The 25,928-nt window shown below is 34.6% G+C and carries 12 protein-coding genes; 8 read left to right on the plus strand and 4 right to left on the minus strand.

From position 1 onward, the window contains the following. Positions 1 to 105: 105 nt before the first annotated feature. Positions 106 to 8,571: an Ig-like domain-containing protein gene (locus ABID42_RS15340; RefSeq protein ID WP_367284410.1), complete on the minus strand. Its 8,466-nt coding sequence runs from the start codon at positions 8,569 to 8,571 to the stop codon at positions 106 to 108. 643 nt (positions 8,572 to 9,214) lie between these two features. On the opposite strand from ABID42_RS15340, the gene ABID42_RS15345 reads away from it, so the two are divergent. From ABID42_RS15345 to htpG, 5 genes are all read left to right on the plus strand, one after another. Next, the gene (locus ABID42_RS15345) at positions 9,215 to 9,751 is read left to right on the plus strand and encodes an RNA polymerase sigma factor (RefSeq protein WP_323254933.1); all 537 of its coding nucleotides are present in this window, start codon (positions 9,215 to 9,217) and stop codon (positions 9,749 to 9,751) included. A gap of 116 nt (positions 9,752 to 9,867) precedes the next feature. Further along, on the plus strand, positions 9,868 to 11,073 hold the full coding sequence (locus ABID42_RS15350) for a hypothetical protein (RefSeq protein WP_367284411.1): 1,206 nt from the start codon (positions 9,868 to 9,870) through the stop codon (positions 11,071 to 11,073). A gap of 115 nt (positions 11,074 to 11,188) precedes the next feature. Beyond that, a complete protein-coding gene (locus tag ABID42_RS15355) occupies positions 11,189 to 11,851 on the plus strand; it encodes an outer membrane beta-barrel protein (RefSeq protein ID WP_367284412.1) in 663 nt (220 codons plus the stop codon). A gap of 166 nt (positions 11,852 to 12,017) precedes the next feature. Further along, positions 12,018 to 12,263: an acyl carrier protein gene (locus tag ABID42_RS15360; protein ID WP_323254927.1), complete on the plus strand. Its 246-nt coding sequence runs from the start codon at positions 12,018 to 12,020 to the stop codon at positions 12,261 to 12,263. A 455-nt stretch (positions 12,264 to 12,718) separates the two neighbouring features. After that, positions 12,719 to 14,536 carry a molecular chaperone HtpG gene (htpG, locus tag ABID42_RS15365; RefSeq protein ID WP_367284430.1) on the plus strand — a complete coding sequence of 606 codons (1,818 nt, stop codon included), beginning with the start codon at positions 12,719 to 12,721 and terminating at the stop codon, positions 14,534 to 14,536. Between the two features lie 73 nt (positions 14,537 to 14,609). Here htpG and ABID42_RS15370 read toward each other — a convergent pair whose 3' ends face one another. After that, positions 14,610 to 17,018, minus strand: a complete 2,409-nt coding sequence (locus ABID42_RS15370) for a heavy metal translocating P-type ATPase (RefSeq protein ID WP_367284413.1) — start codon at positions 17,016 to 17,018, stop codon at positions 14,610 to 14,612. A 189-nt stretch (positions 17,019 to 17,207) separates the two neighbouring features. Between ABID42_RS15370 and ABID42_RS15375 the strand changes: the two genes are divergently transcribed. The 3 genes from ABID42_RS15375 (at position 17,208) to ABID42_RS15385 (ending at position 19,345) form a co-directional block, all read left to right on the plus strand. Further along, positions 17,208 to 17,903: a Crp/Fnr family transcriptional regulator gene (locus ABID42_RS15375; RefSeq protein WP_323254923.1), complete on the plus strand. Its 696-nt coding sequence runs from the start codon at positions 17,208 to 17,210 to the stop codon at positions 17,901 to 17,903. Between the two features lie 140 nt (positions 17,904 to 18,043). Continuing rightward, positions 18,044 to 18,409: a Crp/Fnr family transcriptional regulator gene (locus ABID42_RS15380; RefSeq protein WP_323254921.1), complete on the plus strand. Its 366-nt coding sequence runs from the start codon at positions 18,044 to 18,046 to the stop codon at positions 18,407 to 18,409. A 99-nt stretch (positions 18,410 to 18,508) separates the two neighbouring features. Further along, the gene (locus ABID42_RS15385) at positions 18,509 to 19,345 is read left to right on the plus strand and encodes a universal stress protein (RefSeq protein WP_367284414.1); all 837 of its coding nucleotides are present in this window, start codon (positions 18,509 to 18,511) and stop codon (positions 19,343 to 19,345) included. A gap of 59 nt (positions 19,346 to 19,404) precedes the next feature. Here ABID42_RS15385 and ABID42_RS15390 read toward each other — a convergent pair whose 3' ends face one another. Together ABID42_RS15390 and ABID42_RS15395 are read right to left on the minus strand one after the other, a co-directional pair. Then, the gene (locus ABID42_RS15390) at positions 19,405 to 23,535 is read right to left on the minus strand and encodes a hybrid sensor histidine kinase/response regulator (protein ID WP_367284415.1); all 4,131 of its coding nucleotides are present in this window, start codon (positions 23,533 to 23,535) and stop codon (positions 19,405 to 19,407) included. Positions 23,536 to 23,955: 420 nt separating this feature from the next. Further along, positions 23,956 to 25,842 (minus strand): beta-N-acetylhexosaminidase, encoded by a 1,887-nt coding sequence (locus tag ABID42_RS15395; RefSeq protein ID WP_367284416.1) that lies wholly within the window; start codon positions 25,840 to 25,842, stop codon positions 23,956 to 23,958. Between the last annotated feature and the right edge of the window lie 86 nt (positions 25,843 to 25,928).

The raw sequence follows: 25,928 nt of genomic DNA on the forward strand, positions 1-25,928 counted from the left end.
AAATTTAAATTTTTTATGTTTTAACAGAATTTTCAATTCTGTTCTAAGATTAATTGGATTTCATTTGTTGCCATTCCGTATTTGAAATGGCAACAACTTGATGTTCTATCGAGAAATTGTCATGTAACGTACTGGCTCAACATTTACAGGTAATGCTACTTTATCACCTGATACTCGTTTGTAAACCGTTACCACGTAGAAATAAGTACCAGAAGGTAAGCCATCTCCAACTTCTATTATTCTTAGACCAGTATTTGGCATTCCGTTCCAGTCATTTTTATAATCTGTAGAAGCATACACCAAACTTCCCCAACGGTTATATACTTCTAGGTTGGCTCTTTCATCAGCATTTACTCCATCAATTACAAATGTATCGTTCACCCCATCACCATTTGGCGAGAATCCATGAGGAATTGATATTACTGTAACCTTCTTAGGGAATACCATTGGTGTTGGCGACGATTCCAAAGGTTTACCGTCTTTATTTGGATCAGGATTAGCGCCATTCACTGATGAATCTGTTACATCAACTGGAGTACTTTCTACACTCACAGCTTTTGCATGAGCGAAAGTGAACAATGTATCAATCAAAGGTTTGGTAACATTTACCACATAAGTTATCACAATGCTGTCTCCTACTGCCAAAGCAGTATTTTCTGCCACTGTAAGGACTGTGTCTCTTCTTCCATTGAAAGTTGTATTCAAAACAGCATTCACTCCTCTCACCATTGTTGGTCTTCCTAAAATAGTCCATGAACCAACTTGCTTACCAATCGTCGTTTCTAAATCATTGCTCAAAGCAACTTTATTCAATAATACTGGACCGTAGTTTTTAGCAACTAGCGTTAAAGTAACATTGTATGAACCATCTGACTGAGCAACAGTATCTGTTACAGCTGCTAAAGCAAGACCTATCGAAGCCTGAGAATTCAAACCATTTTCTTTTTTAAGTATTACTGGCGTGGCAACATTATCATTATTTGGATTAGCATCTTTGTTTACATCAGGACTTACTCCATTCGTTGATACGTCGGTATAAGATTTATTATCTACACCAAGTCCTATTCCTACTGCAACGTTATTGAAAACAGAATCTGTAGCAGCAGCAACATTCACCCTTACTGTTAAATTAATAATGGCAGAATCTCCTCTAAGCAATGTACTCAATGAATCAACTAATAAATTGGTATTAGTGCCTTTACCAGTATAATTTGGATTAATTGTAATGCTAGCTTTTGTACTTGTTACTACTGGTTTTCCTAACAATACTGCACCTTTAAAAGTAAATACGCCATCTAAACTATCTTTTACACTCAGCTTTTTAATATCAAAAGCACCCATATTTACAACTCTGATACGGTAAGGAACCGTCCAAACATTGGCAGAATCACGTTTTAGTCCAGTTGCTACAAGTTCTTTCGCTAAACCAATTATTGTATTTGGTGGACCTAATGGTACTTTCGTAATACTTGGAGTGGCGTTTACATTTGTTCCATCACTAGATTTTGCTGTAAGTACTTCAGCATTTGGTCGAGTTCCAGTAATTAAAGCTTGGCTATTGTATGGACCAGTATTGCCGCCAGTTACCACTTGAACAACATAAGTAATTGTATCAACAGCATTTGGTAACATTAAACTGGTAGCTTTATTAACCAAATTAGAATCTAGCAAACTAAAACCATTATTTACAACCAATCTAGAACCTCTTCCTAAAGTTGGATTTTGAATCACTGTCACCGTAACAGGGCTTTTGAAAGTACTTGCCAAGCTACTGGTTAAGCTGATATTTTTAAGCGTATCGCTACAGAAGTTTTTAGCGATTAAACGATATCTAACATTGTAAACTCCAGGTCTTACAATTGAAGTATCAGCAACCGACATCGCTAAACCAATTTTACAATCTACACCAGTGTTTTCTCCATTAATTGTAACTGAAGAATTATTATTCGTAAGATTACTATCTCTAAATGAAGTAACCGAAGCTGGGTTTACAACTGTAGTGGTTACTTTCATTTTGGCAACATAAGCAAATGTTTTTACTTGTCCTCTTTCAAGTGAATCAAGATTAATTAAGATTTGTCCACCTGAAATTGTCAATCCTGTTGAGCTAGAAACAAAGGTTAAACCAGCTGGAAGTGGATTGGTAATCACTAAATTTCTTGCTGTGTTCGGTCCATTGTTAGTAACAGAAATCAAGAAATTAATATTTTCATCCAACTTTGCGCTAGTTCTATCCGCTTCAATTTTAATTGCAACATCTGCTTCAAGGCTAGTATTTCCATTATCAACAATAATTCTTGTTCCAGCAGAATAACAACCATCAATCGATTGATAGAAAGCGAAATAAGTACCTACACTCACAGCAGCTGGTGTTAATACTACATTTGATATTGGTGAATTTGTAGTTCTAAATACTAAAATTGTACCTGTTGGTGTGCTACTTGTAACCAGTCTGGTTAAGTCGGCAGTAGTACCAGTCGCAATACTTGTATTAATAGCCACTGGCGCAGCAATTGTTGAAGTAGTATTTACCACAAATGATAATCCATTTGAAGTTGGAGAAATACATACTCCACTCTCACAAGTAGCCGTAAATGTCACATTAGCACTTGGCAAAATAGTTTTAGGGCTTCCAGTTGAACCATCCGACCATCTTATTGTTCCAACACAACCTGTTGCTGTTAAAGTAATGGCTTGTCCTAAACACACCGTTGTTTTATCAGAAGTAATCACTGGCGCAACAAGATTACATAATTCTGTAGCTACAATTGTTACTGAACTTCTATCATCTTCTGTATTATTCGTACCATTGGCAGGAGTTGAATCTGGATCTGGCTGGTCTGATTTCGTTACTTCGGCTGCACTTGTAATTGTTCCTGCTGAAACAACTTTTGCTCGATAAGTAAATACTTGTGAAGAACCAACTGGAATACTAGCAATCGTTCCAGTGATAACACCAGAAGTATGAGTCGTGTTTGTACTTGAGATAAAGATTAATCCTGTTGGAATAATATCTTTAATTTCAACATTGGTTGCAACATTTGGTCCAGCATTGCTGACCGTTAATGTATAAGTAAGCGTATCTCCTACAGTTGGAGTAAGTTTCGAAACCGTTTTTACCAAACTTAAATCTGCATTTTCTCCGATAATTGTTACTGAACCATTATTGTTTGTTAGGTTACTATCTTTAAATGAAGTAACCGAAGCTGGATTCACAACACTTGTTCTTACGTTCATTTTAGCAACATAAGCGAATGTTCTTACTTGTCCTCTTTCAAGCGAATCAAAATTTATTACGATTTGTCCTCCTGAAACCGTTAATCCACTTGAACTAGAAACAAATGTTAAACCCGCTGGAAGCGGATTGGTAATCATTATATTTCTTGCAACATCTGGTCCATTGTTAGTTACAGAAATTAAGAAATTGATATTCTCGTCCAATTTAGCTGTCGTTCTATCTGCTGAAATTTGAAGCGCAACATCAGCATTCTGTGCGTTGCTTCCATCATAAACAATGATTCTTACACCTGCTGAGTAACAACCTTCAGTTGATTGATAAAAGGCAAAATAAGTACCAGCACCAACAGTAGTTGGGGTTAAAACAGCAGTCGATAATGGTGAATTCGTAGTTCTAAATACTAAATTAGTACCTGCTGGTGTGCTACTTGTAACCAATTGGGTCAAATTAGCTCTTGCACCTGCGGCAATTATTGTATTAATAGCTACTGGCGCACTAATCGTCGGAGTAGTATTCACTACCAATGATAATTCATTTGAATTTGGAGAAATACACGCTGAACTTTCACAAGTAGCAGTAAATCTAACATTAGCACTTGGCAAAATAGTTTTAGGATTTCCTGTTGTACCATCCGACCATCTTACTGTTCCGCTACAACCTGTAGCAGTTAAAGTAATGCTTTGTCCTAAACAAATAATTGTTTTGTCTGAAGTAATAACTGGTGCTGTAGTTCTTGTAACAGTAATCGTTCTGCTCAATGATGCCGCACTTGTACATTGTCCGATACTACAAGTTGCAGTATAAGATGTTGTAGTTGTTGGCGCTACTGATACAATTGTACCTCTTTGACCATCCGACCAGTTAACTGTACCCGCACAACCAGTAGCTGTAAGTTGTACAGCACTTCCCAAACAAATACTTGAAGTAGCAGAAGTAATTACTGGAATAGCAGGGTTTTCAACGGCAACCACTACTTGTTGTGATTTTACAGATGTACAAAAAGCTGTACTACAAGTTACTGCATAAGAAGTTGAACGGGTTGGTGTAACCGTAAGGTTTGCTCCAGTAGCCGTTTTATCATCAAAATACCAAGTTACAATACCTGTACAACCACTTGCCGATAAAGTAGTAGAAGCACCTGGACAAATCGTTAAACCAGTTGTATTAATCGTTGGTGCTGGAATCGGTACTACTTTAATAATCTTAGCAGTTGAAGCATTACTGATACAACCATTTACTGTACAAGTAGCGGTATAACTTGTTTCTACTAATGGAGTTACTAAAATAGAAGTTGTTGTTTGACCAGTATTCCATCTTACTGAACCATTACAATTTAAAGCTGTTAAGGTTACAGATTCTGATGGACAAATTTCTGTTTTCTCTGCTAAAATTTCTGGAGCATTTGGTTTCTGAGTAACAATGATACTGATTGAAGCCAAAGCACTTTCGCAACCAGAAGCTTTACATTTTGCTGTAAATGTTTGCGAAGTAGAAGGTGTTACTGTTAAAGTATTTCCTGTTGGTAAACCTGCTACTTGCCATTCAACGACTCCGCTACAACCTGTTGCTGTCAATACTGAAGATTCACCAACACAAATTGAACCTTGTGATGAAGCTAAACTTGGCGAAGCAATATTTGTAACTGTAATACTGATAACATTTGAAACTGGACTTTGACAAGCATTTCTTTGACAAGACGCTGTATAAGTTCTTGTACTTGTTGGACTTACTGTAATTGATGCCACATTTGTCTGACCAGAACTCCATACTATCGTAGAACCTGTACAACCCGTTGCCGTTAAAGTAGTTTGTCCATTCAAACAAATTGTACTATTTGTTGCAGTAATTACTGGCGCAACAAGATTACATAATTCTGTTGCTACAATCGTTACTGAACTTCTATCATCTTCAGTATTACTCGTACCATTCGCAGGAGTTGAATCTGGATCTGGCTGATCTGATTTAGTCACTTCAGCTGCACTTGTAATTGTTCCTGCCGAAACAACTTTTGCACGATAAGTAAATACTTGTGAAGAACCAACAGGAATACTAGCAATCGTTCCAGTGATAACTCCAGAAGTATGCGTTGTGTTTGTACTTGAGATAAATGTTAAACCTGCAGGAATAATGTCTTTGATTTCAACATTGGTCGCAACATTCGGTCCGGCATTGCTGACCGTTAAAGTATAAGTAAGTGTATCTCCTACATTTGGAGTAAGGTTGGAAACCGTTTTTACCAAACTTAAATCTGCACGTTGAGTAACCGTTACGGTTGCTGTTGAAGTATTGTTAGCTAATGAATTGGGATCATCTTCAGTACCAGTAATTGTTGCAGTATTGGCAATTGAACCTGTTCTGGTTAATCTTACATTAATTAAAAGTATTTTATTTGAACCTTCCGATAAGCTACCAACATTCCAAACACCTGTTGTGCTATTATATTGACCTGTAGGAATAGCACTTACAAAAGTTGCTCCTTGTGGTAATAAATCTGTAACTGTTACATTGTTAGAATTTAACGTACCAATATTTCTAGCATCAATTGTATAGGCAATTTCCTGACCTAATAAATAAGATGGAGATGTTGAAGCATCTGGAGAAGTAATAACCGTTTTTACAACAGCTAAATCAGTAAAACATTTTTTTACTTTGAATGAAATTGAAGTACGGTCACTCACACAACCTTCTGGACTTGTCGCTTCAGCAAAATATGTAAAAGTACCTTCGCTAGTTGGGCTTACGGCAAAACCTAAGTCAGAGCCAATACCAATCGCAGTTGTACTTGTGGCAGAGGTGTACCATTTAATAGTATTACCTGCACTCACCGCAAATAATTTAGTTGAACTTCCTAAGCAAATAAGCGTGTCACTTTTCAAATTTAAAGGTGCTACTGGTTTTGCTTTAATCGTTAATATCGTATTAGCAACAGCAGCATTACAAACTGAAACTGCTCCGTCTGGGTCATTCGATGTAAATGTTAAAACAATTGAACCATCTGTCATATCAGCCGCAGATGGCGTATATTTTGCTGTCAAGCTACTTGCATTGTCAAAAGTTCCTGTTCCATCTGTCGTCCATACACCGCTTGTTGCACCACCACTCAAAATAGCATTTAATTGTACAGGACTTGCAACACCTCCACAAATTGGCAAAAGTGCTGTTAAACTAACTACTGGAGGATTAGTACATTGACAAGAATTAATATTTACAACAACCATTGCGCCATCGCTATAACAACCATTGCTTGATTTTTCGAAAAGGAAATAAGTTCCTGCACCAATAGCAGTAGGATTTGAAATAACTGCCGAAGAAGTTGAATTAGCAGTATGCCATTCAAAAGTTCCACCTGCCGAAACAGTACTTGTAATAGCATTAGCCAAATTCACTGTAGTAGCATTAATAGCACAATTATTAGCAATACTTGCAATTACTGATGGCGTTGTAGGTTTCGGAGTAACTGCTATTTCAACAGATGCTTTTTCACTTGGACAAGCACTACCTGTTGTACTAACAATACTTAAAAAATAAGTAGTCGTTTGTGTTGGCGATACTGTGATTGAAGAAGTAGTAGCAAATGGAGTGGTAGCAGTAGCCGAAGTAAACCATTGGAAAATTGGATTTGTAACGCCTGGAGTTCCTATCGTTACTGTTCCGCCTGCACACACTGTTGTTCCTAGTATAAATGGAGCGGCCAAAGTAGTTTTTACAGTAAATCCTACACCTACAGCATCTAATTGCGCACATTTTCCACTTGTATTAATGGTCGTTTCTAAATCACTTGCTTTAGTAACCCCAAAAATGACAGATGATAAATTCAAGAAATTGCTATTAGCTGAATTAGCATCATATACTAAAGTAAATATTTTATAATCATCAGGAAGCCCTACTGTAAATGAAGGTGTACTGCTAATTTGTTGAATTGTATTAGTAGTCCCTTTTGTTAAAATATAACTTACAGAATAATTAGTAGGTACTGTTGGCGATACACCCGTTGTTGCAGTAAGAACAACCGTTCCACCTGCCGCTGGCAAACATAAACTTGTATTGGTTGCGGTTAAAGTTCCAGTTCCAATAATACAATCTGAAACCAAACCAGCACCAATTGTTAGATTATCTCTACCAACATCACCAGAAGGTTTCGTTACATCAATTGCAATATTGTTTGTAAAACCACCTGTTCCTGCATCAGAGTCATTATTAACATTACTTCCAGGAGCATTAGGTGTTACAAATGTTCTTCCAGATGGTAAAATAAATTTTACTTTGTAAGAACCAGACATTAAATTACTGAATAAGTATCTTCCTCCATCAGCAGTAACATCTGTTGCTAAAAGCGTATTATCAGTAGCATCATACAATTCAACCGTAATACCATTTAAACCAGCTTCACCTGTATTTCTAATTCCATTGCCATCAACATCACTCCAAACAACACTTCCAATCGAACCAAATGCACCTGGTATAAATTTAATTGCACAACATCCATTTACTGGACAACGTCCGTTATTGGCTGTAAAAGCAAATTCTGTATAATCAGTGATTGCTGTTATTCTGATGTTTCCATCTGGTAAAAGCGTAACACCAGAAGTAGTACTAGTAACAACTGTTGGAGTACCTGAAACTCCTACTTTTTTAGTCCAAACGATATTTGTGAAACCTGTTGGTAAACTCGTTGTATATTCATCTCCATTATAAAAATACTCTTCAATTGAAAAACAAGTAGCATCTTGGTCATCTTCTAAAATCAAATGATTATTTGGTGTAGAATCTGTATCTTGTTCTGTCTCTTTCGTAATTTCTGCAGTATTATACCAAAAACCTCTTTGTGTAACAGTAGCAACGATGGTCATCGTAAGTTCTGCTGTACTTCCAGCTACTTCGCCAACATTCCAAATTACACTCGTAATGCCAGATGTTGTACTAGTTGTAGCAGAACCAACACCATTTACATTCAATGATTTGAACGTAACACCTTGAGGCAAGACATCAGTTAATTCTACTCCAGTGGCTTTATCAGGATTGATATTGGTAATTTTTACTGTATAAGTAATGTCTGTACCAACTGCTGGGCTTTGATTGCTGACACTTGTACTTACCGACAAATCTGGCAAGGCAGCAACAGTTTTGAATGATGAAACCAGTGTCAGAAACATTACTCCAACAAAAGCACGACAAACTACCATTGCATAACGGTTTTGTGTCTTAGTATTGCTAAATAATGATAACACAGCCCAAAACGACGCTAAAAAATTAGCAGCTATTTTTGGTGCACGATTTTTGGCAACTACTTCAAACGAGCAGTCACTAAACCAATTCAACAGTGTTGTTTTCATTAGTTTTTTGCTTTTATCAATCGAGTTGCTTTGGTAAAAAAATTGATTCATTATCCGTACAGTTAGTAGATTGTCCATTTTTATATCCTGAAATACTCCTCTGAATGTGTTAGATGAACAATTGAGTGTCTAATCAAATTGATTAAAATATATTTAAACTCGCTTCAATTTTTAGTTTTCTGATAAAAATCACTAAAAGAGCTATTTGAGTTATTAAAAATTACACATTAAATACAAAACAATTAAAGTGCTGTATTTCAGCACTTTGAACGACAATAAAATATATTTCCAGAGATTTTGGAGCTATTTTTATCGTCAAATGGTTGATTCACATGCAAAAAGCATCCAAAATTGTGCCAAAGAACGAAAAAGTATAAACTATTTTTAACACTCAAAATATCGACTTTAAATCCATAAATGGGCATTTATCAATTCGTTGAATATTTTTTCAACAAATAAGAATAAGGGCGTTTCACAAAAGCAAAACAGGAAGCAAATCGTCGTTTTTATTTCCATAAAATTTCAAGTATTTTCAGAAAGTATTAAAGGCTTTTTCCTTTTATAGCGAACGATGAAGAAAAAAATAAAAATATTTTTCAGATAGAAGCAATACGAAGAAAACAATCGGTGTATTCTGATACAGATGAGGACAGAACAACTACTACATACATTAAAACAGTGCCGAAAGAATGACCGTAACGCACAGCGTGAGCTCTATGAAAGCTTTTATAGATATGGTTTGTCGGTTTGTGTACGTTATGTGGCAGATATTGATACATCGAGAGAATTGTTAAATGATGGTTTCATGAAAGTGTTTAGTAATATAGATCAATACAAGCCTGATTATCCCTTTGTCAACTGGTTCAAAAGGATTTTAGTGAATACTTGTATTAATCACCTTCGGAAATCACATCAAGAAATTCCTACTGCTGAATTAGTGGAAGCATCGGAAATGGGAATGGAAATGGATTTGTTTGGAAAGTTTTCGGTTGAAGAAATTGCTATCCTCATTCAGCAATTACCACCTGCTTACAGAACAGTTTTCAATCTACACGTTATAGAAGGTTATGAACATAAAGAAATTGCTGAAATGTTGAATATTTCGATTGGCACTTCACTTTCTAACCTTCATAAAGCCCGAAAAAAATTACAAGAATTGATTTTAACTAATAATTTTTAAATAACCTCAACGATTATCTTTTAAATAGCGATGGCAATTAACACTTCAGAACATTAATTACTAGTCATTTACGATAAAAAAAGATACTCATTTTTAGTTAATAAAGCACTGAAATCATGGATGAACAAGATTTTGACCGACTGTTTGGTTCGCAGCTCCCAAATTTTGCGGGAAGTGACTGGCGGGAAATGGAAGGGCGTTTGGAAAGACGAGATTTAAAGCGGAAAATAACCAGATTAATGTGGGCTATCCCCTCAATAGCAACTATTATGTTTGGCGTTTCTGCGGTATTGTACCATTATTTAAATCAGACTCAGCAAAAACTAGCAGCATTAGAGAACCGTTTGGTAGAAGTTCATGCTAAATATTCAAGCAAACCTGATACCGTTTTTCAAAAAACAGTGGTGTACGATACCATTTATCAAAAAGTATTCGTCACCAAAACAATAGTACAAACACCCAATTCCACAGAAAACTTTACCAATAACCAAAACAACGCTTACTTCGAAAAATATGATAATAAAACTACTGGAGAACAATCTTTAATTGAAAGAGAAAAGTATATGGGACTCAATAAATTGAATTTCAAAAGTCCAATTTTATATACTTCATCACTAGATAAAAAAAATATGATTGAATCTTTTAAATCAGTGGAAATTGAAGAAGATTCATTTATTACAGAAAATCATTTTTCGTTGATACCAAAATCTGTTTCAATTGGGACTTTGGCTGGTGTTCAAGTACCTTTTGGTGATTTTTTAGAACGTGGCGGTGGCTCACAACTTGGTTTTAGAACTGTATTGGGCTACCACAACAGTAAAGGTTTAGAACGTTGGGGTATCGTAATTGATGCTCAAAAAACAAATCTTTTCTTTGAAAATCATAAAGAAGAAGGTTTTGGTCCTTTTGATGGTGGTTCTGGAGGCATGATAAATCCAGGAGGTGGGAAAAAACCTTTAAAAAAAGTAGATGTACCTGAGTTTTGTGCTTATCAAGTTAGCTTGGGCTTGCGTTATAATTTATTATTTAATCAAAACTTCAAACCATATTTTGGAGTAAACTGGAGTGTGCAAATACCTAATCAATATAATATCAATTACTATTATGAAGACCCAACAAATAACCAAAGTACCTCTAACAAACAAGCTGCAATTGCTAATTTGTTAGGGGGAAATGTTGGGGCGACATATCAATTTTCAAAACATTTATTAGCAAGTGCCGAAATGTATTATCAGACTCAAGCTTTAAAAAACCCAAATCCATTAGATGCTCCAGCTACTTTAGGTGCTAGGCTTGGGCTTTTTTATCGATTCGGGAATTGAAGTAAACGTTAATTTTTAAATATAATCCTTATTTGATTTCAGGTTTTCCGAAAAAATCCTGATGGTAAATTTTTGTCCAAAAAATATCTAACCACTATTGTTTATAGTACAAAAAATGAAAAACAATCAGCTTAAAGTAGTAATTCTAATGTGTGTTTTTAGCTTAGCTTTCAAAGTAAATGCACAAAATACCAATCAAAGTGAACCCGTTTTTGGAACGGTTGTCGTGAAAAAAACAACAAGCGATTCTACCAAAAAACCATTTAATTTATTCAAACCTGCTTTTTTAAGGCTTGGAATAATTGGTGGAAGTATGATTTCATTTGATGGAGGTAGAAATTCAAATGGAGGAATGTTGGGTTTACGAGTTGAGTATGGTATTTCTAATCGTTTTTCAGTTGTTGGGCAATTGCAAAATAATAGAAGTAGAAACGATGAGTTCCCAGATGCTCAGGCATCATTAGGTTTAAATTGGATGCCATTTAAGAGTAAACGTTTACAACCTTACGTTGGGCTTGGCGTAGGAATTGGAGGAAACGGATTGGGAAGAAATGATTTTCGCTATTCAGGAAGAAGATTTGATTATGATAATCTGAACGAAAGAAGACATGCTGAAGGTTTCGGTTTAGTGAAAACTGGCTTGAACTATGTATTAGCTAAACGACTTATCGGAACAATAGAAGCTAATTATCAGATGCCATTTCAAAGAGAAGGCTCGAATGGAAATGCCAATATCGCTTTAGGTTTGTCGTATCAATTCGGAAGAAAAAAGATATAAAAATAGCAACACAAATTTGGTTTTATATAAACAGTTGGAGTATTTACTCCAACTGTTTCTTGAAAATTTGTGACAATTTCAATCAAAAAAGATTACTGACTGTTCAATTCAGTTAGTAAAATTAATTCTTGCAATAGAAAGCTCAACCCATAAAAAATCATATTTTATGAACACATCGGTCTTGGAAACAATCCAGTTTTTTTTAACAAAAACATTCTATGTAAAACCACAGCATGTGAAACCTTATACTAGAATTCACGAAGATTTAAGACTCAATCAAATGGAGTTTTTAGAAATGGTTGTGACTGTTGAAAATACGTATCAGATACAACTGGCCGATAACGAATTAGGACGTTGCAAGAAAATTAACGACCTCGCTCTGATAACTGAGCGAGCTTTAGGAAGAATATGAGAGGTTTTTTTCATAGATGTAGAGTTTAAGTGAATTGGAAACGCCATAAAAAGAATTTATGGCGTTTTTTGTTGCCCACAAGCTAAATACTCCTAAAACAAAAAACCCCATAACTAGCGATAGTCATGAGGTTAATTGAGTATGTTAGTGTACATAGGATTGTTTTACAAAGATGGTTACTTTCTACGAGAATTAAAATACGTATTTATACCTATTTTGAAGAAAAATAAACTTTAACGTAGCAAAAAAGCGTTTATAGAATATTGGGAAAATATTTATTCTACCCTTCTTCAAGTACTCAATATGCTGAAATATGCAAGGAATTGCTAGCAAAACCACTTCATTAAGCCCTTCTTCTGCCAATTTGACATTTCTACTCATCTTGGAACTGTATTTGTAAATCTAGCTTCCATAAAAGTTTGAAATGTTTTAAGCTAAAAAATGACAAAATGACTATGCAAGAAAAAGGTAATATCTCGATTCATACCGAGAACATTTTCCCGATTATTAAAAAATTCCTTTATTCAGACCACGAAATTTTCCTTCGTGAATTAGTGTCAAATGCCGTTGATGCTTCGCAGAAAATTAAAAGATTAGCTTCAATTGGTGAGTATTCAGGTGAATTAGGCACATTGAAAGTGACGGTTTCTTTCGATAAAGAAGCAAAAACTATCACTATTTCAGATGCTGGTTTGGGGATGACCGCCGAAGAAATCAAAAAATACATTAATCAAATCGCTTTTTCGGGTGCTACCGAATTCGTAGAAAAATACAAAGATAAAGGTGATGAAAAAGCTATTATCGGACATTTCGGTTTAGGTTTTTACTCTGCCTTTATGGTCGCTGAAAGAGTTGATATTATTTCAAAATCATATCAAGAAGGTTCAGAAGCTGTAAAATGGACTTGCGATGGCTCAACAGAATTTGAAATTTCTGAGGCTACTCGTGATGCTCGTGGTACAGATATTATTTTACACGTTGCTGAAGATTCTTTAGAGTTCTTAGAGGAATTCAAATTGAAACAAATTCTTGATAAATACTGTAAATTCTTACCGATTGAGATTGAATTTCAAGAAAAAATCATCAATAATCCAACGCCAATTTGGGCAAAATCTCCTTCTGAATTAACAGACGAAGATTACCTTAAATTCTACGAAGAGCTTTATCCATTCTCAGAAAAACCTTTGTTCTGGATTCATTTGAATGTTGATTATCCTTTCAACTTAACGGGTATTTTGTACTTCCCTAAAGTGAAAAATGAATTACAGTTACAACGTGAAAAAATTCAATTATACAGTCGCCAAGTATTTATTACCGACGAAGTAAAAGACGTTGTTCCTGAATTCTTGATGTTGTTACACGGTGTAATTGACTCGCCAGATATTCCTCTGAACGTGTCTCGTAGCTTCTTGCAAGCGGATAGTAATGTTAAGAAAATCAATTCTTACATCACTAAAAAAGTAGCGGATAAATTAGCAGAATTATTCAAAGCTGACCGTGCTGGTTTTGAACAGAAATTTGATAACATCGGTCTTTTCGTAAAATACGGAATGATTTCTGATGAAAAATTCTATGACCGTGCCAAAGATTACTGCTTAGTTCAAAACGTTGATGGCAAGCACTTTACCTTGAACGAATACGCTGAATTTGCACAAGAAAATCAGAAAGATAAAAATGACGATGTAATTTACTTGTACACTAGCGATGTAAATGCACAAGATACTTTTATCCAATCTGCCAAAAAACGTGGATATGATGTATTGAAATTGGATTCAGTGTTAGATAGTCACTTTATCAATCAGTTAGAAACCAAATTGGTAAAAACTAGCTTGAAGCGAGTGGATGCTGATACCATCGAAAAATTAATTGATAAAGGTATTTCTGTTGATGTTGTACTTTCTGAAACCGAAAAAGAAACAGTGAAAAAGGTTTTTGAAGAAGTAATCAACGACACAACAAAAGTAGTTGCTTTGGAAGCAATGCCAATTGATGAATTGCCTGCTGTGATTACTCAAAACGAATTCATGCGTAGAATGAGCGATATGTCTCGTGCTGGCGGTGGCGGAATGGGTATGTTCGGTGCGATGCCAAACAATTATATCGTTTCGGTGAATGCGAACCATGCTTCGGTAGCTAAAATTCTTCAAACTACTGATGCTGAAGAGCAGAAAAAATTAGCGAAGCAAGTTTATGATTTGGCTTTATTGTCACAAAATATGCTTACTGGTGCAGATTTAACAGCCTTTATTCAAAGAACTGCTTTAGCATTGTAAGAATACAACTCCATAAAAAAGCGCTGTTAGGTTTTACTTAACAGCGCTTTTTTGATGAATTTTTATTTAAAATCTACTCCCTATTTTTAAACATTTTATTGCCTTTTACAACCATTCCGATGGATGCAATTCCAACTAAAGTAATTGAATTTACAGGCATTAAAATTGCCGCAACAATTGGTGAAAGTGTTCCTTGTACTGCGAAAGTTAAACCAATACAATTGTACATCAACGAAAATACATAACTAAACCGAATCAGTTTTAAGGCAAATTTACTGTATTTTAAATATGTAGGAAGTTCTTTTAAATGTTCTGCCGCAATAATCCCATCGCTCATCGGCGTAAAATTCAAAGTGTCATCAGTAACGGCAATGCCAATTTCTGCTTGCTTTAAAGCACCAGCATCGTTCAAACCATCGCCAATCATGATTACTTTCTTGCCTTCCGCTTGAAGCTTTTTAATAAATGCTAATTTCTCTTGTGGCGTACAGTCAAAATGCAAATATTCTTTGTTTTTAAACCAACTTTCAAGATGCGCTCTTTCACTTTGGTTATCGCCCGAAAGTAAGTAAGTATCATAATTTTTACCCAGATTTTTAATCGTACTTTCTATCTCTTTTCGGTAGTGATTTGGCAAAGTAAAATAGCCTAAATACTCATCATCAATTGATAAATGGGCGACTGAAGCTGAAAAGGATTTAGATTCAGCTTTCAATGAAGGATTCACAAAAGTACTTGAGCCTAGTTTCACAAAATGTCCATGATATTTTCCTTCAATGCCTTTTCCAGTTGTTTCATAAAAATCTTCTATGGCTAAAAAGTGCTTTTTTCCTGAAATTTCTTTGATTTTCTGAGAAATCGGATGCGAAGAATTGTGTGCCAACGAAACGACTAACATTTCCGCAAAAACCGAAAGCGGGCGTTTTCCTTGAAACTGTGGCTTCGCTCCTTCTGATGTTGTAATTGTTCCTGTTTTATCAAAAACAATGGTATCGCAATTTGCCATTGTTTCAATCACATCACCATTCTTTAAATAGAAATGTTGTTTGCCAAGTATTCTCAAGCCATTTCCTAAAGCAAATGGATAACTCAATGATAAAGTACAAGGACAAGCAATAATCAAAATAGCCGAAAAAGCATTTAGCATTTTGCTGACATCGGTAAAATACCAATAAATCGCCACAGAAAATGCTAAAGTCAACACGCCAAAAGTAAAGTACTTTCCAACTAAATTAGAGAACGATTTAATCCTACTCTCCTGCTCTTTCTGAAAAGTATCGTTGTTCCAAAGTTGTGTTAAATAACTTTGTGAAACATCTTTTAATACTTCCATTTCAATGCTTGCACCAACTTGTCGCCCGCCAGCGAATAGGAAATCACCCAATTGTTTTCTTTCCAAAGCGGCTTCGCCAGTCACAAAACTGTAGTCGATATTGGCTTCTCCTTTGTATAAAAGCGAATCCGCAGGAATCAATTCTCCGTTTCTAATCAGAATTTTATCACCTTTTTTCAAAGCACTTACCGAAACAGATTCATGTTCGCCCAAAACTAATCGAGTAACAGCTAAAGGAAAATATGATTTATAATCCCGTTCAAAAGAAAGAAAATGATACGTTTTTTGCTGAAACCATTTCCCGATTAATAAAAAGAAAATCAGTCCAGTCACTGAATCGAAATAACCCGCACCGTGATTAAAAATTACTTCATAAATTCCTCTGAAAAATGCTACAAGAATACTTAGCAGAATCGGAAAATCAATATTGACTATTCCTTTTCTAAGACTTTTATAGACAGATTCAAAGTATCCAGAAGCTGAATAAAATACCACTGGCGTAGCCAAAACAATATTCAAATAGCCAAAGAGTAATTTATAAGTATCGTCTTGCAAACCCAAGTATTCTGGAAAACTAAAAAGCATGATATTACCCGCACAAAAACCTGCTAAACCCAATTGTGTCAATAATTTTCTGTCATTGGGTTGCTTTTTTTCTTTCACAACATCGTTTAACGACATCAAAGGTTCATAACCAACAGCACTCAACAATTCAGCTAATTGGCGGAATGTAATGCCTTTATCAGAAACATTGTGTCTGAAAGTAACTGCCACTTGTTTCTTCAAAAAATCTACTTGCGAACGTTCAATTCCTTCGTGTAAACGGTATAAATTTTCGAGTAAATACAGACATGAACTACAGTGAATAGTTGGAATATAGAAAGTGACTTTCGAGATACTTTCGTTCTGAAAATCTAAAAGTGTTTTAGCAATTTCTGGATTATCTAAAAACTCAAAACGTGAAATCTGTGGCGTATTCCCAGATTTCTCTTCTATTTGGTAATAATTACAAAGATTATTTTGGTCTAGAATTTCATAAACAGTTTTGCATCCGTCACAACAAAAATACTTTTCTTCAATATGAATATGGTCGTCGGGGCATTCGTTTCCGCAGTGAAAACAGAGTTGCGCAGTATCAGTAGCAATCATGAGAATGGCGTTTATTTTCTGAGCGAAAAGACTGATGCTCAATATCAAAAGCTCAATTTATTTTTTGATTCATCAAAGTTCTGCTTTAGCGATTAACCAAAGTATGAGTAAAGCAATTGTTAAAACTGATAAAAGTCATTTACAAAGGATGGATTAAGACGCAATTTCGGGGATATTAATCCCGAAAAAATGATGAATCCAAGTTGTAATACATGCGAATTCAAGAATTCGTCTCTCTTTAAAAATTGTTCTTCTGATGAATTAAATCATTTAAACGATAGCAAGTGTTTTAATGTCTATAAAAAAGGACAAGTGATTTTTCATGAAGGAAACCGCCCTTTAGGGCTTTTTTGCGTATTCAATGGCAAAGTAAAAGTAAGCCGTTTGGGTTCAGACGGAAAGGAACAAGTAATTAGATTAGTAAAAAAAGGTGATACTTTGGGCTATCGTTCTTTGATTGAAAATTCAAAATATAGTGCGTCGGCAATTGCTTTGGATGATACCGAAGCTTGTTTTATTTCAGCTTCAGAATTTAATCACCTCATTGATAGCAATGTAAAAGTAGCCAGCGACTTGATGCGAATGCTTGCCAAAGTATTGGGCGATACGCAAGATAAATTGGTGCACTTAGCAATGAAGCCTGTACGAGAACGTTTGGCAGAAGCTTTACTGCTATTAAAAAGCACTTACGACGACAAAAAATCAGAACATTTTTCCATTTCAATTTCCAGAGAAGACCTATCCTCTATCGTTGGTACAGCCAAAGAGACCGTCATCCGCTTTCTTTCTGAATTCAAAGAAGAAGGCATTGTAAGTACTCGTGGTAGTGAAATCACCATCCTTCGAGCCGACAAATTATTGCAAATAAGTAGCTTATACGATTAGCCTTAAAAGCCTTGCATTAAATAAGTCTCACCATTTTTGTTAGTTTAAGCCGACTTATTTTATCAGTACTTCTATTGATAAAAATCATTTCAGTGGAGTAGGCAAAGCACTAACTTGTCGCCAGATTAATAAAAATCAACATGAACGAAGCAGAAAAAGTCATATTGTCTAGCGGTATTCAACTGAGTTTTAAACAAGGTGATTATCTATACCGAAAAGGGCAACACCCCGATTACGTTTTTTACATTAAAGATGGTAGCGTAGAATTAAAAGATGGTTTACAGAAAACAGTCGTCTTGAAAAACAAAAAGTACTTTTTAGGTTTAGAAGAAATGCTTTTAGAGAAAGACCATCCTTATACCGTAAAAGTTTTAGAGCATTCTATTTTTCTTATTTTCGAAAAATCATTGATAGATGCCTTGATTTATGAACACACCGATATCAGAAGGTATTTTATGATGAGCATCTGTAATCAATTAGAAGAAAGTAATACTGTTTTTGAATAAAAAGGATAGCTGATTAATATCATTTTTTATTGAGAGTACAGTCATAATTTTCTAGTCATAAATCAAGGAACTTTCGGACATAATTTAAATTTCAATTTTATGAAAACGATCCTTTTTCCTACTGATTTTAGTGATAATGCAAAACATGCTGCACAATATGCAGGAATGTTGGCAAGGTTATTTAATGCAAAAATAGTTTTATTAAATGTATATAGCATTCCTACCATTTCTGAATATCAACTACCGTCTGAAATTGAAGATTTTATCGTTAGAAACAGAAAAGAGGCTGAACAAAATCTTCAGCATTTTACAGTACATTTTATTGAAAAAACAGGTTTAGCTTCAGAAAGAATCACACAGAGAGTTGAGTATGGATTAGCTACAGATAAAATTGTAAGTATTGCCAATCAGATTAAGGCTGATTTGATTGTGATGGGAACCCAAGGCGCAAGCAATATTTTTGAACGTTGGCTGGGTACTCATACGCAAGAAGTAATGAAAAAAGCTAATTGTCCAGTATGGGTTGTACCAGCAGGCTCACCGATAAATTATCCGCTAAATTTACTATACGCTGCTGACTTTCAAGGTGACGAAATAGCTGCTATTGACAAGCTTTTGGCAATTACCAAACCACTGGGAATAAAATGTAAAGTAGTACATGTACATGATTATTTTGAACCCAATATTGGACACGCTATTCAAGAAATGACAAGTTTATTGGAAGATAAATTTGAAAAAGAAGATTTAGCAGTAAAGTGTATCAATCGTGCTGAAATCATAGAAGGTTTAGAAACTTACATCAAAAATCATCAGCCTGACGTAATCGTTTTAGCAACGCACGATAAGTCTTTATTAGATAAGTTTTTCAATGATAGTGTAACCAAGCATTTTGTTCAAGAAGGGAAATTGCCACTTTTAATTTTCAAAAAGCAATAAATATCAAAAGCGCTATTCTATGATACATTCATAAAATAGCGCTTATTTTTTGTTAATCTTTATACTACTTGTGTATTATTTTCTTTAATTCTTCCAGCCCATTTCTCTAATAATTTCACAAAAGCTTCTAGTTGGAATGGCTTTCCTAAGTAATCATCCATACCAGCTTCATCACATTCTTCCTGACAATCGTTCATCATATTGGCAGTCATTGCTACGATAATTGGTTGCTTGATTTCAGTATTTTGTCTGATTTTCGTTGAAGCTTCCAAACCGTCCATTACAGGCATTTGCAAATCCATCAAAACAATATCATAATGTTTTTTATTGAATGCTTCTAACGCCACAAGTCCGTTTTCTGCTAAATCGGCTTCATAACCCAATTTGCTCAGTACTTTTAGCGTAAATTTTTGGTTCATCGGATTATCCTCTGCTACCAAAATAGATACGGGGAATCGTTCTGCAAAATCATTCGCTAATTTTTGAACGACAGGCGGGATATTTGTTTTATCTGTCAAAGCTTTATCTTCATTTATCATTAAACTTGTAAGTACATTTTTATACAAAATATGTTGCTTAACAGGCTTCGTTAGAACTGAACAAAATAAATCTGGATACCCTTTATGTTGATCATCTGCAATAGAACTCAGCAACATAATTGGCAGTTTCTGCTGAATAGATTTAATTCTCAAAGCTAGTTGAATACCATCCATTTCAGGCATTTGCATATCAGTAATAACCATACTTAATTCTTTCTCGTTAGCTAGAATCTCTAATGCTTCTTGTCCAGACGAAGCTATCAACGGAATCATTTTCCATTGTTCTAATTGCGCTTTCAAAATACTTCTATTAGTTGAATTATCATCAACAACAAGTACTTTTTTCGTTTGTAAAAATTCAGCTTTTGGCAAAATAGGATTTACAATTTCTGGAGCTGAACTTCTTGCTACTTGCATCGAGAAGGTAAAAGTAGTACCCTGCCCAAACTCGCTTTCCACGCTTAGTTCTCCACCCATTAAATTAACAAGTTTTTCGCTAATAACTAAACCTAATCCAGTACCACCATATCGGCGAGTAGTAGATGAATCCACTTGCGAGAAAGCTTTAAACAATCGATCAAGTTTATCAGCTGGAATACCAATACCAGTATCAATTACCTGAAAACCAATTTGTAATGGACTACCCACTTCGTTTTTCACCATGAATACTCTGATGAAAATTTCTCCTTTTTCAGTAAATTTAATGGCATTGCCTACTAAATTCAACAATACTTGTCTTAATCTTAAACTATCACCAACTACTTGAGCAGGAACATCAGCTTCAATCTGACACAACAAATCTAATTTTAAAGAAGCTGCTTTTACTGCAAATACGTCTAAAATTTCTTCAATACATACTCTCAAGTTAAAATCCTTAGCTTCCAACTCCATTTTGCCTGATTCAATTTTAGAAAAGTCAAGAATATCGTTAATAACCGTCAATAAATCGTCACCACAGGCATGAATTGTTTTTGAATAATTACGTTGTTCTTCATCAAGTTGGGTTTCTTCCAATAATGATGCTACTCCAATAATTCCATTCAAAGGAGTACGAATTTCGTGGCTCATGGTTGCCAAGAAAATACTTTTTGCTTTATTAGCTTGTTCAGCTTCTTTTCTAGCTTTTCTTTCATCTGCAGTTGACTGCATCAATTGAGCTGTTCTTAATTTTACTTCTTTTTCAAGCTGGACTTTCTTAACATTTATTAAACCGATTCTGTAACGATAAAAGGCAAATGCACCACCAACAACAAGTAAAACAGCTAAAAATCTGAACCAGAGTGTCATCCAAAAAGGTGGCGTGATTATTAAATTGATAGCGATTCCGTCTTCATTCCAAAGCCCATCATTATTAGATGCTTTTACTCTGAAAACATAATTACCTGGATCTAAATTGGTATAGGTTGCTCCACGTTTATTGCCAATATAGCTCCAGTCTTTATCAAATCCTTCTAATTTGTAGGCATATTGGTTTTTTTCTGATAAAGTATAATTTAAGGCTGCAAATTCAAATGAAAATACTGATTGTTTCATATCAAGAACAATCGTTTTCGTTTCGTTGATATGTACCGAAAGCGGAGATTTATTCCCAATTTCTACAGCTTTATTAAAAATATAGAAATTAGTAATGTAAATCGGCGGAACGAATGGATTATCAATTACTTTCCGAGGGTCAAAAACATTAAAACCATTTGGGCCACCAAAGTAAATTTTACCATCAGAAGTTTTTAAATATGAATGCGTTTTAAATTCATTCCCTTGTAAACCATCTGAAATATCATAATTTTTAAAAGTCTTATTTTGGAAATTAAATCTCGAAATTCCTTTGTTTGTACTAATCCAGAAAAAACCATCATTGTCTTTCACAATTCCATTAATGGCATCATTCGGAAGACCATCTTTCTCAGAAATTTTTGTAAAAGTATTTGTATGAGGGTCAAAAATATTTAATCCACTCCCAGTGCCAATCCATAATTTACCATTCTCAAATTCAGTAATGACATTCACTAAATTATTACACAAACTGTTTGGTTTTCTAGGGTTGTGTTTATAATGAATAAATTGTTTCGTTTGGATGTCAAATTTATCTAAACCATTATCAGTACCAATCCAAATATTGCCTTGTGGGTCTTCCCAAAGTGTACTAACTACATTATCGCAAAGCGTTGAATTATCTTTAGGATTGTTAATATAACGAGTAAACTTTTTGGTTTGTCTATCAAAATAATTTAAGCCTCCACGCCAAGTACCAATCCACAAATTCCCTTTTTTGTCTTTAATAATAATGTTTACACTCTTTGATGACAAAGTACTTGGGTCGTCATCAACAGGAACATGATGTGTAAATACACCCGTTTTTGTATTAAATAAATCAACGCCACCTCTGTGATAGCCCAACGCAAGTAGATTTTTTTCTACTTCTAATACTGTAATTATATAATCTGTACTTGGTGAATTTGGATTATTATTCTGATGTTTAAAAGCAGTAAATTGATTGGTCTGTGGATTGAATTTATTAAGCCCGCCCCCATCAGTACCAATCCAAACGTTACCTTCGTAATCTTTTTCTAAAGCCAGAACAATGTTATTATTCAAACTATTCTGACCAATTGTATGCTTGAAGAGTGGAAATTTACTTCCTGATTTCGGCAAATAGTTAACTCCTCCAGAGTATGTCCCTATCCAAATATTGCCAATGTTATCTAGGTATAAACTATAGACAGAATTATTGCTAAGGCTTGTATTGTCATTAGCATCATTTTCGATGGTTGTAAATGAATTATCTTTTCGGTTATAAACACTAATTCCTCCATTTTCAGTACCTATCCAAAGATTTTTTTCTTCATCTTCCATGAAGGATAAAATATCATCAAGCGCTAAACTGTTAGGATTCTTCGGGCTATGTTTATAAGAAGTAAATGTATTATTTGTTGCATCAAATTTAGCAATACCTCCGCCTAAGGTACCAACCCAAATGTTGTTTTCAAAATCATTATAAACGGCTTTTATAAAACTTGAAGGAACACTTTTAGGGTTTTTAGGGTCATTAAAATATTTTGTAAAACGCTTTGTTTCAGGATTAAACTTATTCAATCCATCTTGCGTGGCAATCCAAATTTCATGATTTTTATCTTCACAGATATTAAAGATAAAATCATTACTCAAGCTATTTTGATTATTGTCTTCGTGTTTGAAAGTGATATACTTTCCAGTGGTCACATTAAAAAGTATAAGCCCAAAATTTGTACCTAGCCACAATCTCTTTTTACTATCTTGAAAAATATCTCTAACAATTAATCTTTTATCAATTTTAATTGAATGCGTAAAAATTTCTTTTTCACGGTCAAATTTATCTAAACCAATACCCGTAGCTACCCAAATGTTTTTATCAGTATCTTCCAATACATCATATACAAGGTTGTCGCTTATTGTTTTGTTGTTATCGGCAGAATGTTTGTAAATCGTAAAATTATAAGCATCAAATTTATTGAGTCCTTCTCCAGTAGCAAACCACATAAAACCTTTACTATCTTTCATAATAGCTCTTACATGGCTCTGCGAAAGCCCTTCAGTATTTGAAAGTCTTTTAAAATGCGGAGATTTATATGTTTGCGCAGAGATACTTAGCCCAAACAGTAAGATAAAAAGCATTGATATGAAAGCCCTTGATAACATCATATTTTAAATTCTTAAGTAGTTAGTCAAACTTTTCTTTTCTGCAGTAAGAATGTTTTTGAATCATTTCAAAAGGCCATTCTATGCGAGTAAGAATCAGTATTATAACACCTATCACAATAATCGGGCTAAAAACACTGAGCTTGAAAAAAAATATGCCATTTTATCCTAAAGCCGATAATCATCGACTAAGAAACAAATCTTTTTTTTCACTTGACATTATCGGTGTTACACTGTTTAAAATAAGGTATAATTTGTACAAACGAATAAAATCCCACTATTCTGCAAAAAATAATGTTCCATTATTCAAGTTATATTATTTTTTTGGAAAAATAACCATTCTTGACTAATGAAACATTAATTTAATTTTAACCTTAAAAAAAAATGAAAAAATTATTACTTAGTAGCTCTTTTTTCTAATTCTGCTCTTTTCAAAGTAATTAAATGACCAATTGGTTTGCCTTTACGATAAGTAATTACTCTTAAAGTAATAGGACCTTCTGGAAGCTCAACAGTTTTGCTATATTTTGGTGAAAAGCTATCTGGCATCGTATCGTCGATGGTGAAATAAATATCCAAATCTGATAGTTCTGAACCTAATTCCAAGTTCAATTTATTGTTCTTCAATGTCGTTTTTACAATTGCATCATACACTGCACGAGAGTAATTTACTTGGGCAAGCTCTGCTCTATCAAAATGTGCTTCCATCCTTTTTGAGAAGTTTTCCCAATTTTTGGATACTTTAGGCGACCAATAAACATCTGCTAAAGCCCAAGCTCTTGGATAAGTCATATATTCTGCATAACGTAAATTAGGGATTTGTTCCGTCCATAAATTTCCTTGTCCTCCTAGAATGTACTTTGCATCTACTCCATCTGGTACTGGTTCAAAACTATAACTTTTACTTACTCTTAAACCAGCATAAATTGGCGGGTCGATGGTGTTTTCTCCTTGATTATAATCTAAATAGGCAAAAGTGGTTGGCGTCATCACAACGTCATGACCTAATTTTGCTGCTTCAATACCACCTTTAATACCTCTCCAACTCATTACGGTTGCTTCTGGCGAAATTCCACCTTCTAAGATTTCATCCCAACCTAACAGTTTTTTGCCTTTAGTTTGTAAGATTTTTTCTAAACGATTCATAAAATAACCTTGCAAATCCTCTACATGGCGAATATTTAGTTTCTTCATCAAAGCCTGACAACCTTCATCTGCTGCCCAAAAGCCTTTGTAGCATTCATCGCCGCCCACGTGAATATATTTGTTAGGGAAAAGTTCGGCTACTTCTGTAAATACTTTATCCAAAAATTCATATACTTTTTCATCTGAAGGATTCAGGGTATTTTCATACAAAACCTTGAAAGTACCGTTGCCATACCAATCAGCAATGGAAGCACCTGGATTTACAAAAGTTTTGGGATTTTCATTACAACTCAACTCTGGATAAGCCGCAATCGCCGCCATGCTATGTCCTGGCACATCAATTTCTGGAACTATCGTTACATTACGTTCTTGGGCATAACGTACTACTTCTTTAATATCTTCATGCGTATAAAAACCGCCTTCGGTGGCTACTTCACCTTCTTTCGGAATGGCACGGTCACCGAAATGTCCGTATCTTGCTACTCTGTAAGCCCCAACTTTAGTCAACTTTGGTAACGATTTGATTTCGATTCTCCAACCTTCATCATCTGTTAAATGCCAGTGAAAAGTATTGAATTTCATACGAGCCAATTGGTCGATGTACTTTTTAACATCTTCTTTTGAAAAGAAATTACGGCTCACATCAAACATTACGCCACGCCAAGCGAATCTTGGATAATCCGTTACTTTCACCGAAGGAATCGTCCAAGTCGTTTTTGCTAATTCTTTACCTTCAATTTCTTTTGGTAAAAGTTGAATCAACGTTTGAATTCCATAAAATAAACCCGCCGAAGTATTCGCAGAAATCACAGCTCCTTTTGTATTTGATTCAAAAGTATAACCTTCTTTTCCGATTTTTTCGTTAGGAACATCATTGATATTTAATTGAATTCCTCCGTTTTTTCCTTCTTGTACTTTTAAAGAAAAACCCGTTGGAGTACTGATTTTTTGTATCAACATTTCAGCGACTGAACGTCCTTCTGCTTTATTGTAAGAAATAATTGTAGCTTTATTGAGCGTAAACAAACCAGCAAATTGCTCTATTTCAACGGGTTGAGGAATAATATTCAAAGTACTTTTTTGAGATTTGCCTGAAAAACTCGCCAAGAGTAGTACAAGATACAATGTTTTTTTCATTTGATATTTTAGTTTTTTGATTGGACAAAGGTTTTGATAAACACAATAATACCATTTTAAAATGAATCATTACAAGTGATGGTATT

Origin of the sequence: Arcicella rosea (genome assembly GCF_040543805.1) — a bacterium.
Taxonomy (GTDB): Bacteria; Bacteroidota; Bacteroidia; order Cytophagales; family Spirosomataceae; genus Arcicella; species Arcicella rosea.

Excerpts from the sequence above, each read along its gene's own strand:
- ABID42_RS15340 (WP_367284410.1), bottom strand. The coding sequence starts at position 8,571 with ATGAAAACAACACTGTTGAATTGGTTTAGTGACTGCTCGTTTGAAGTA.
- ABID42_RS15345 (WP_323254933.1), top strand. The coding sequence starts at position 9,215 with ATGAGGACAGAACAACTACTACATACATTAAAACAGTGCCGAAAGAAT.
- ABID42_RS15350 (WP_367284411.1), top strand. The coding sequence starts at position 9,868 with ATGGATGAACAAGATTTTGACCGACTGTTTGGTTCGCAGCTCCCAAAT.
- ABID42_RS15355 (WP_367284412.1), top strand. The coding sequence starts at position 11,189 with ATGAAAAACAATCAGCTTAAAGTAGTAATTCTAATGTGTGTTTTTAGC.
- ABID42_RS15360 (WP_323254927.1), top strand. The coding sequence starts at position 12,018 with ATGAACACATCGGTCTTGGAAACAATCCAGTTTTTTTTAACAAAAACA.
- htpG (WP_367284430.1), top strand. The coding sequence starts at position 12,719 with ATGCAAGAAAAAGGTAATATCTCGATTCATACCGAGAACATTTTCCCG.
- ABID42_RS15370 (WP_367284413.1), bottom strand. The coding sequence starts at position 17,018 with ATGATTGCTACTGATACTGCGCAACTCTGTTTTCACTGCGGAAACGAA.
- ABID42_RS15375 (WP_323254923.1), top strand. The coding sequence starts at position 17,208 with ATGATGAATCCAAGTTGTAATACATGCGAATTCAAGAATTCGTCTCTC.
- ABID42_RS15380 (WP_323254921.1), top strand. The coding sequence starts at position 18,044 with ATGAACGAAGCAGAAAAAGTCATATTGTCTAGCGGTATTCAACTGAGT.
- ABID42_RS15385 (WP_367284414.1), top strand. The coding sequence starts at position 18,509 with ATGAAAACGATCCTTTTTCCTACTGATTTTAGTGATAATGCAAAACAT.
- ABID42_RS15390 (WP_367284415.1), bottom strand. The coding sequence starts at position 23,535 with ATGCTTTTTATCTTACTGTTTGGGCTAAGTATCTCTGCGCAAACATAT.
- ABID42_RS15395 (WP_367284416.1), bottom strand. The coding sequence starts at position 25,842 with ATGAAAAAAACATTGTATCTTGTACTACTCTTGGCGAGTTTTTCAGGC.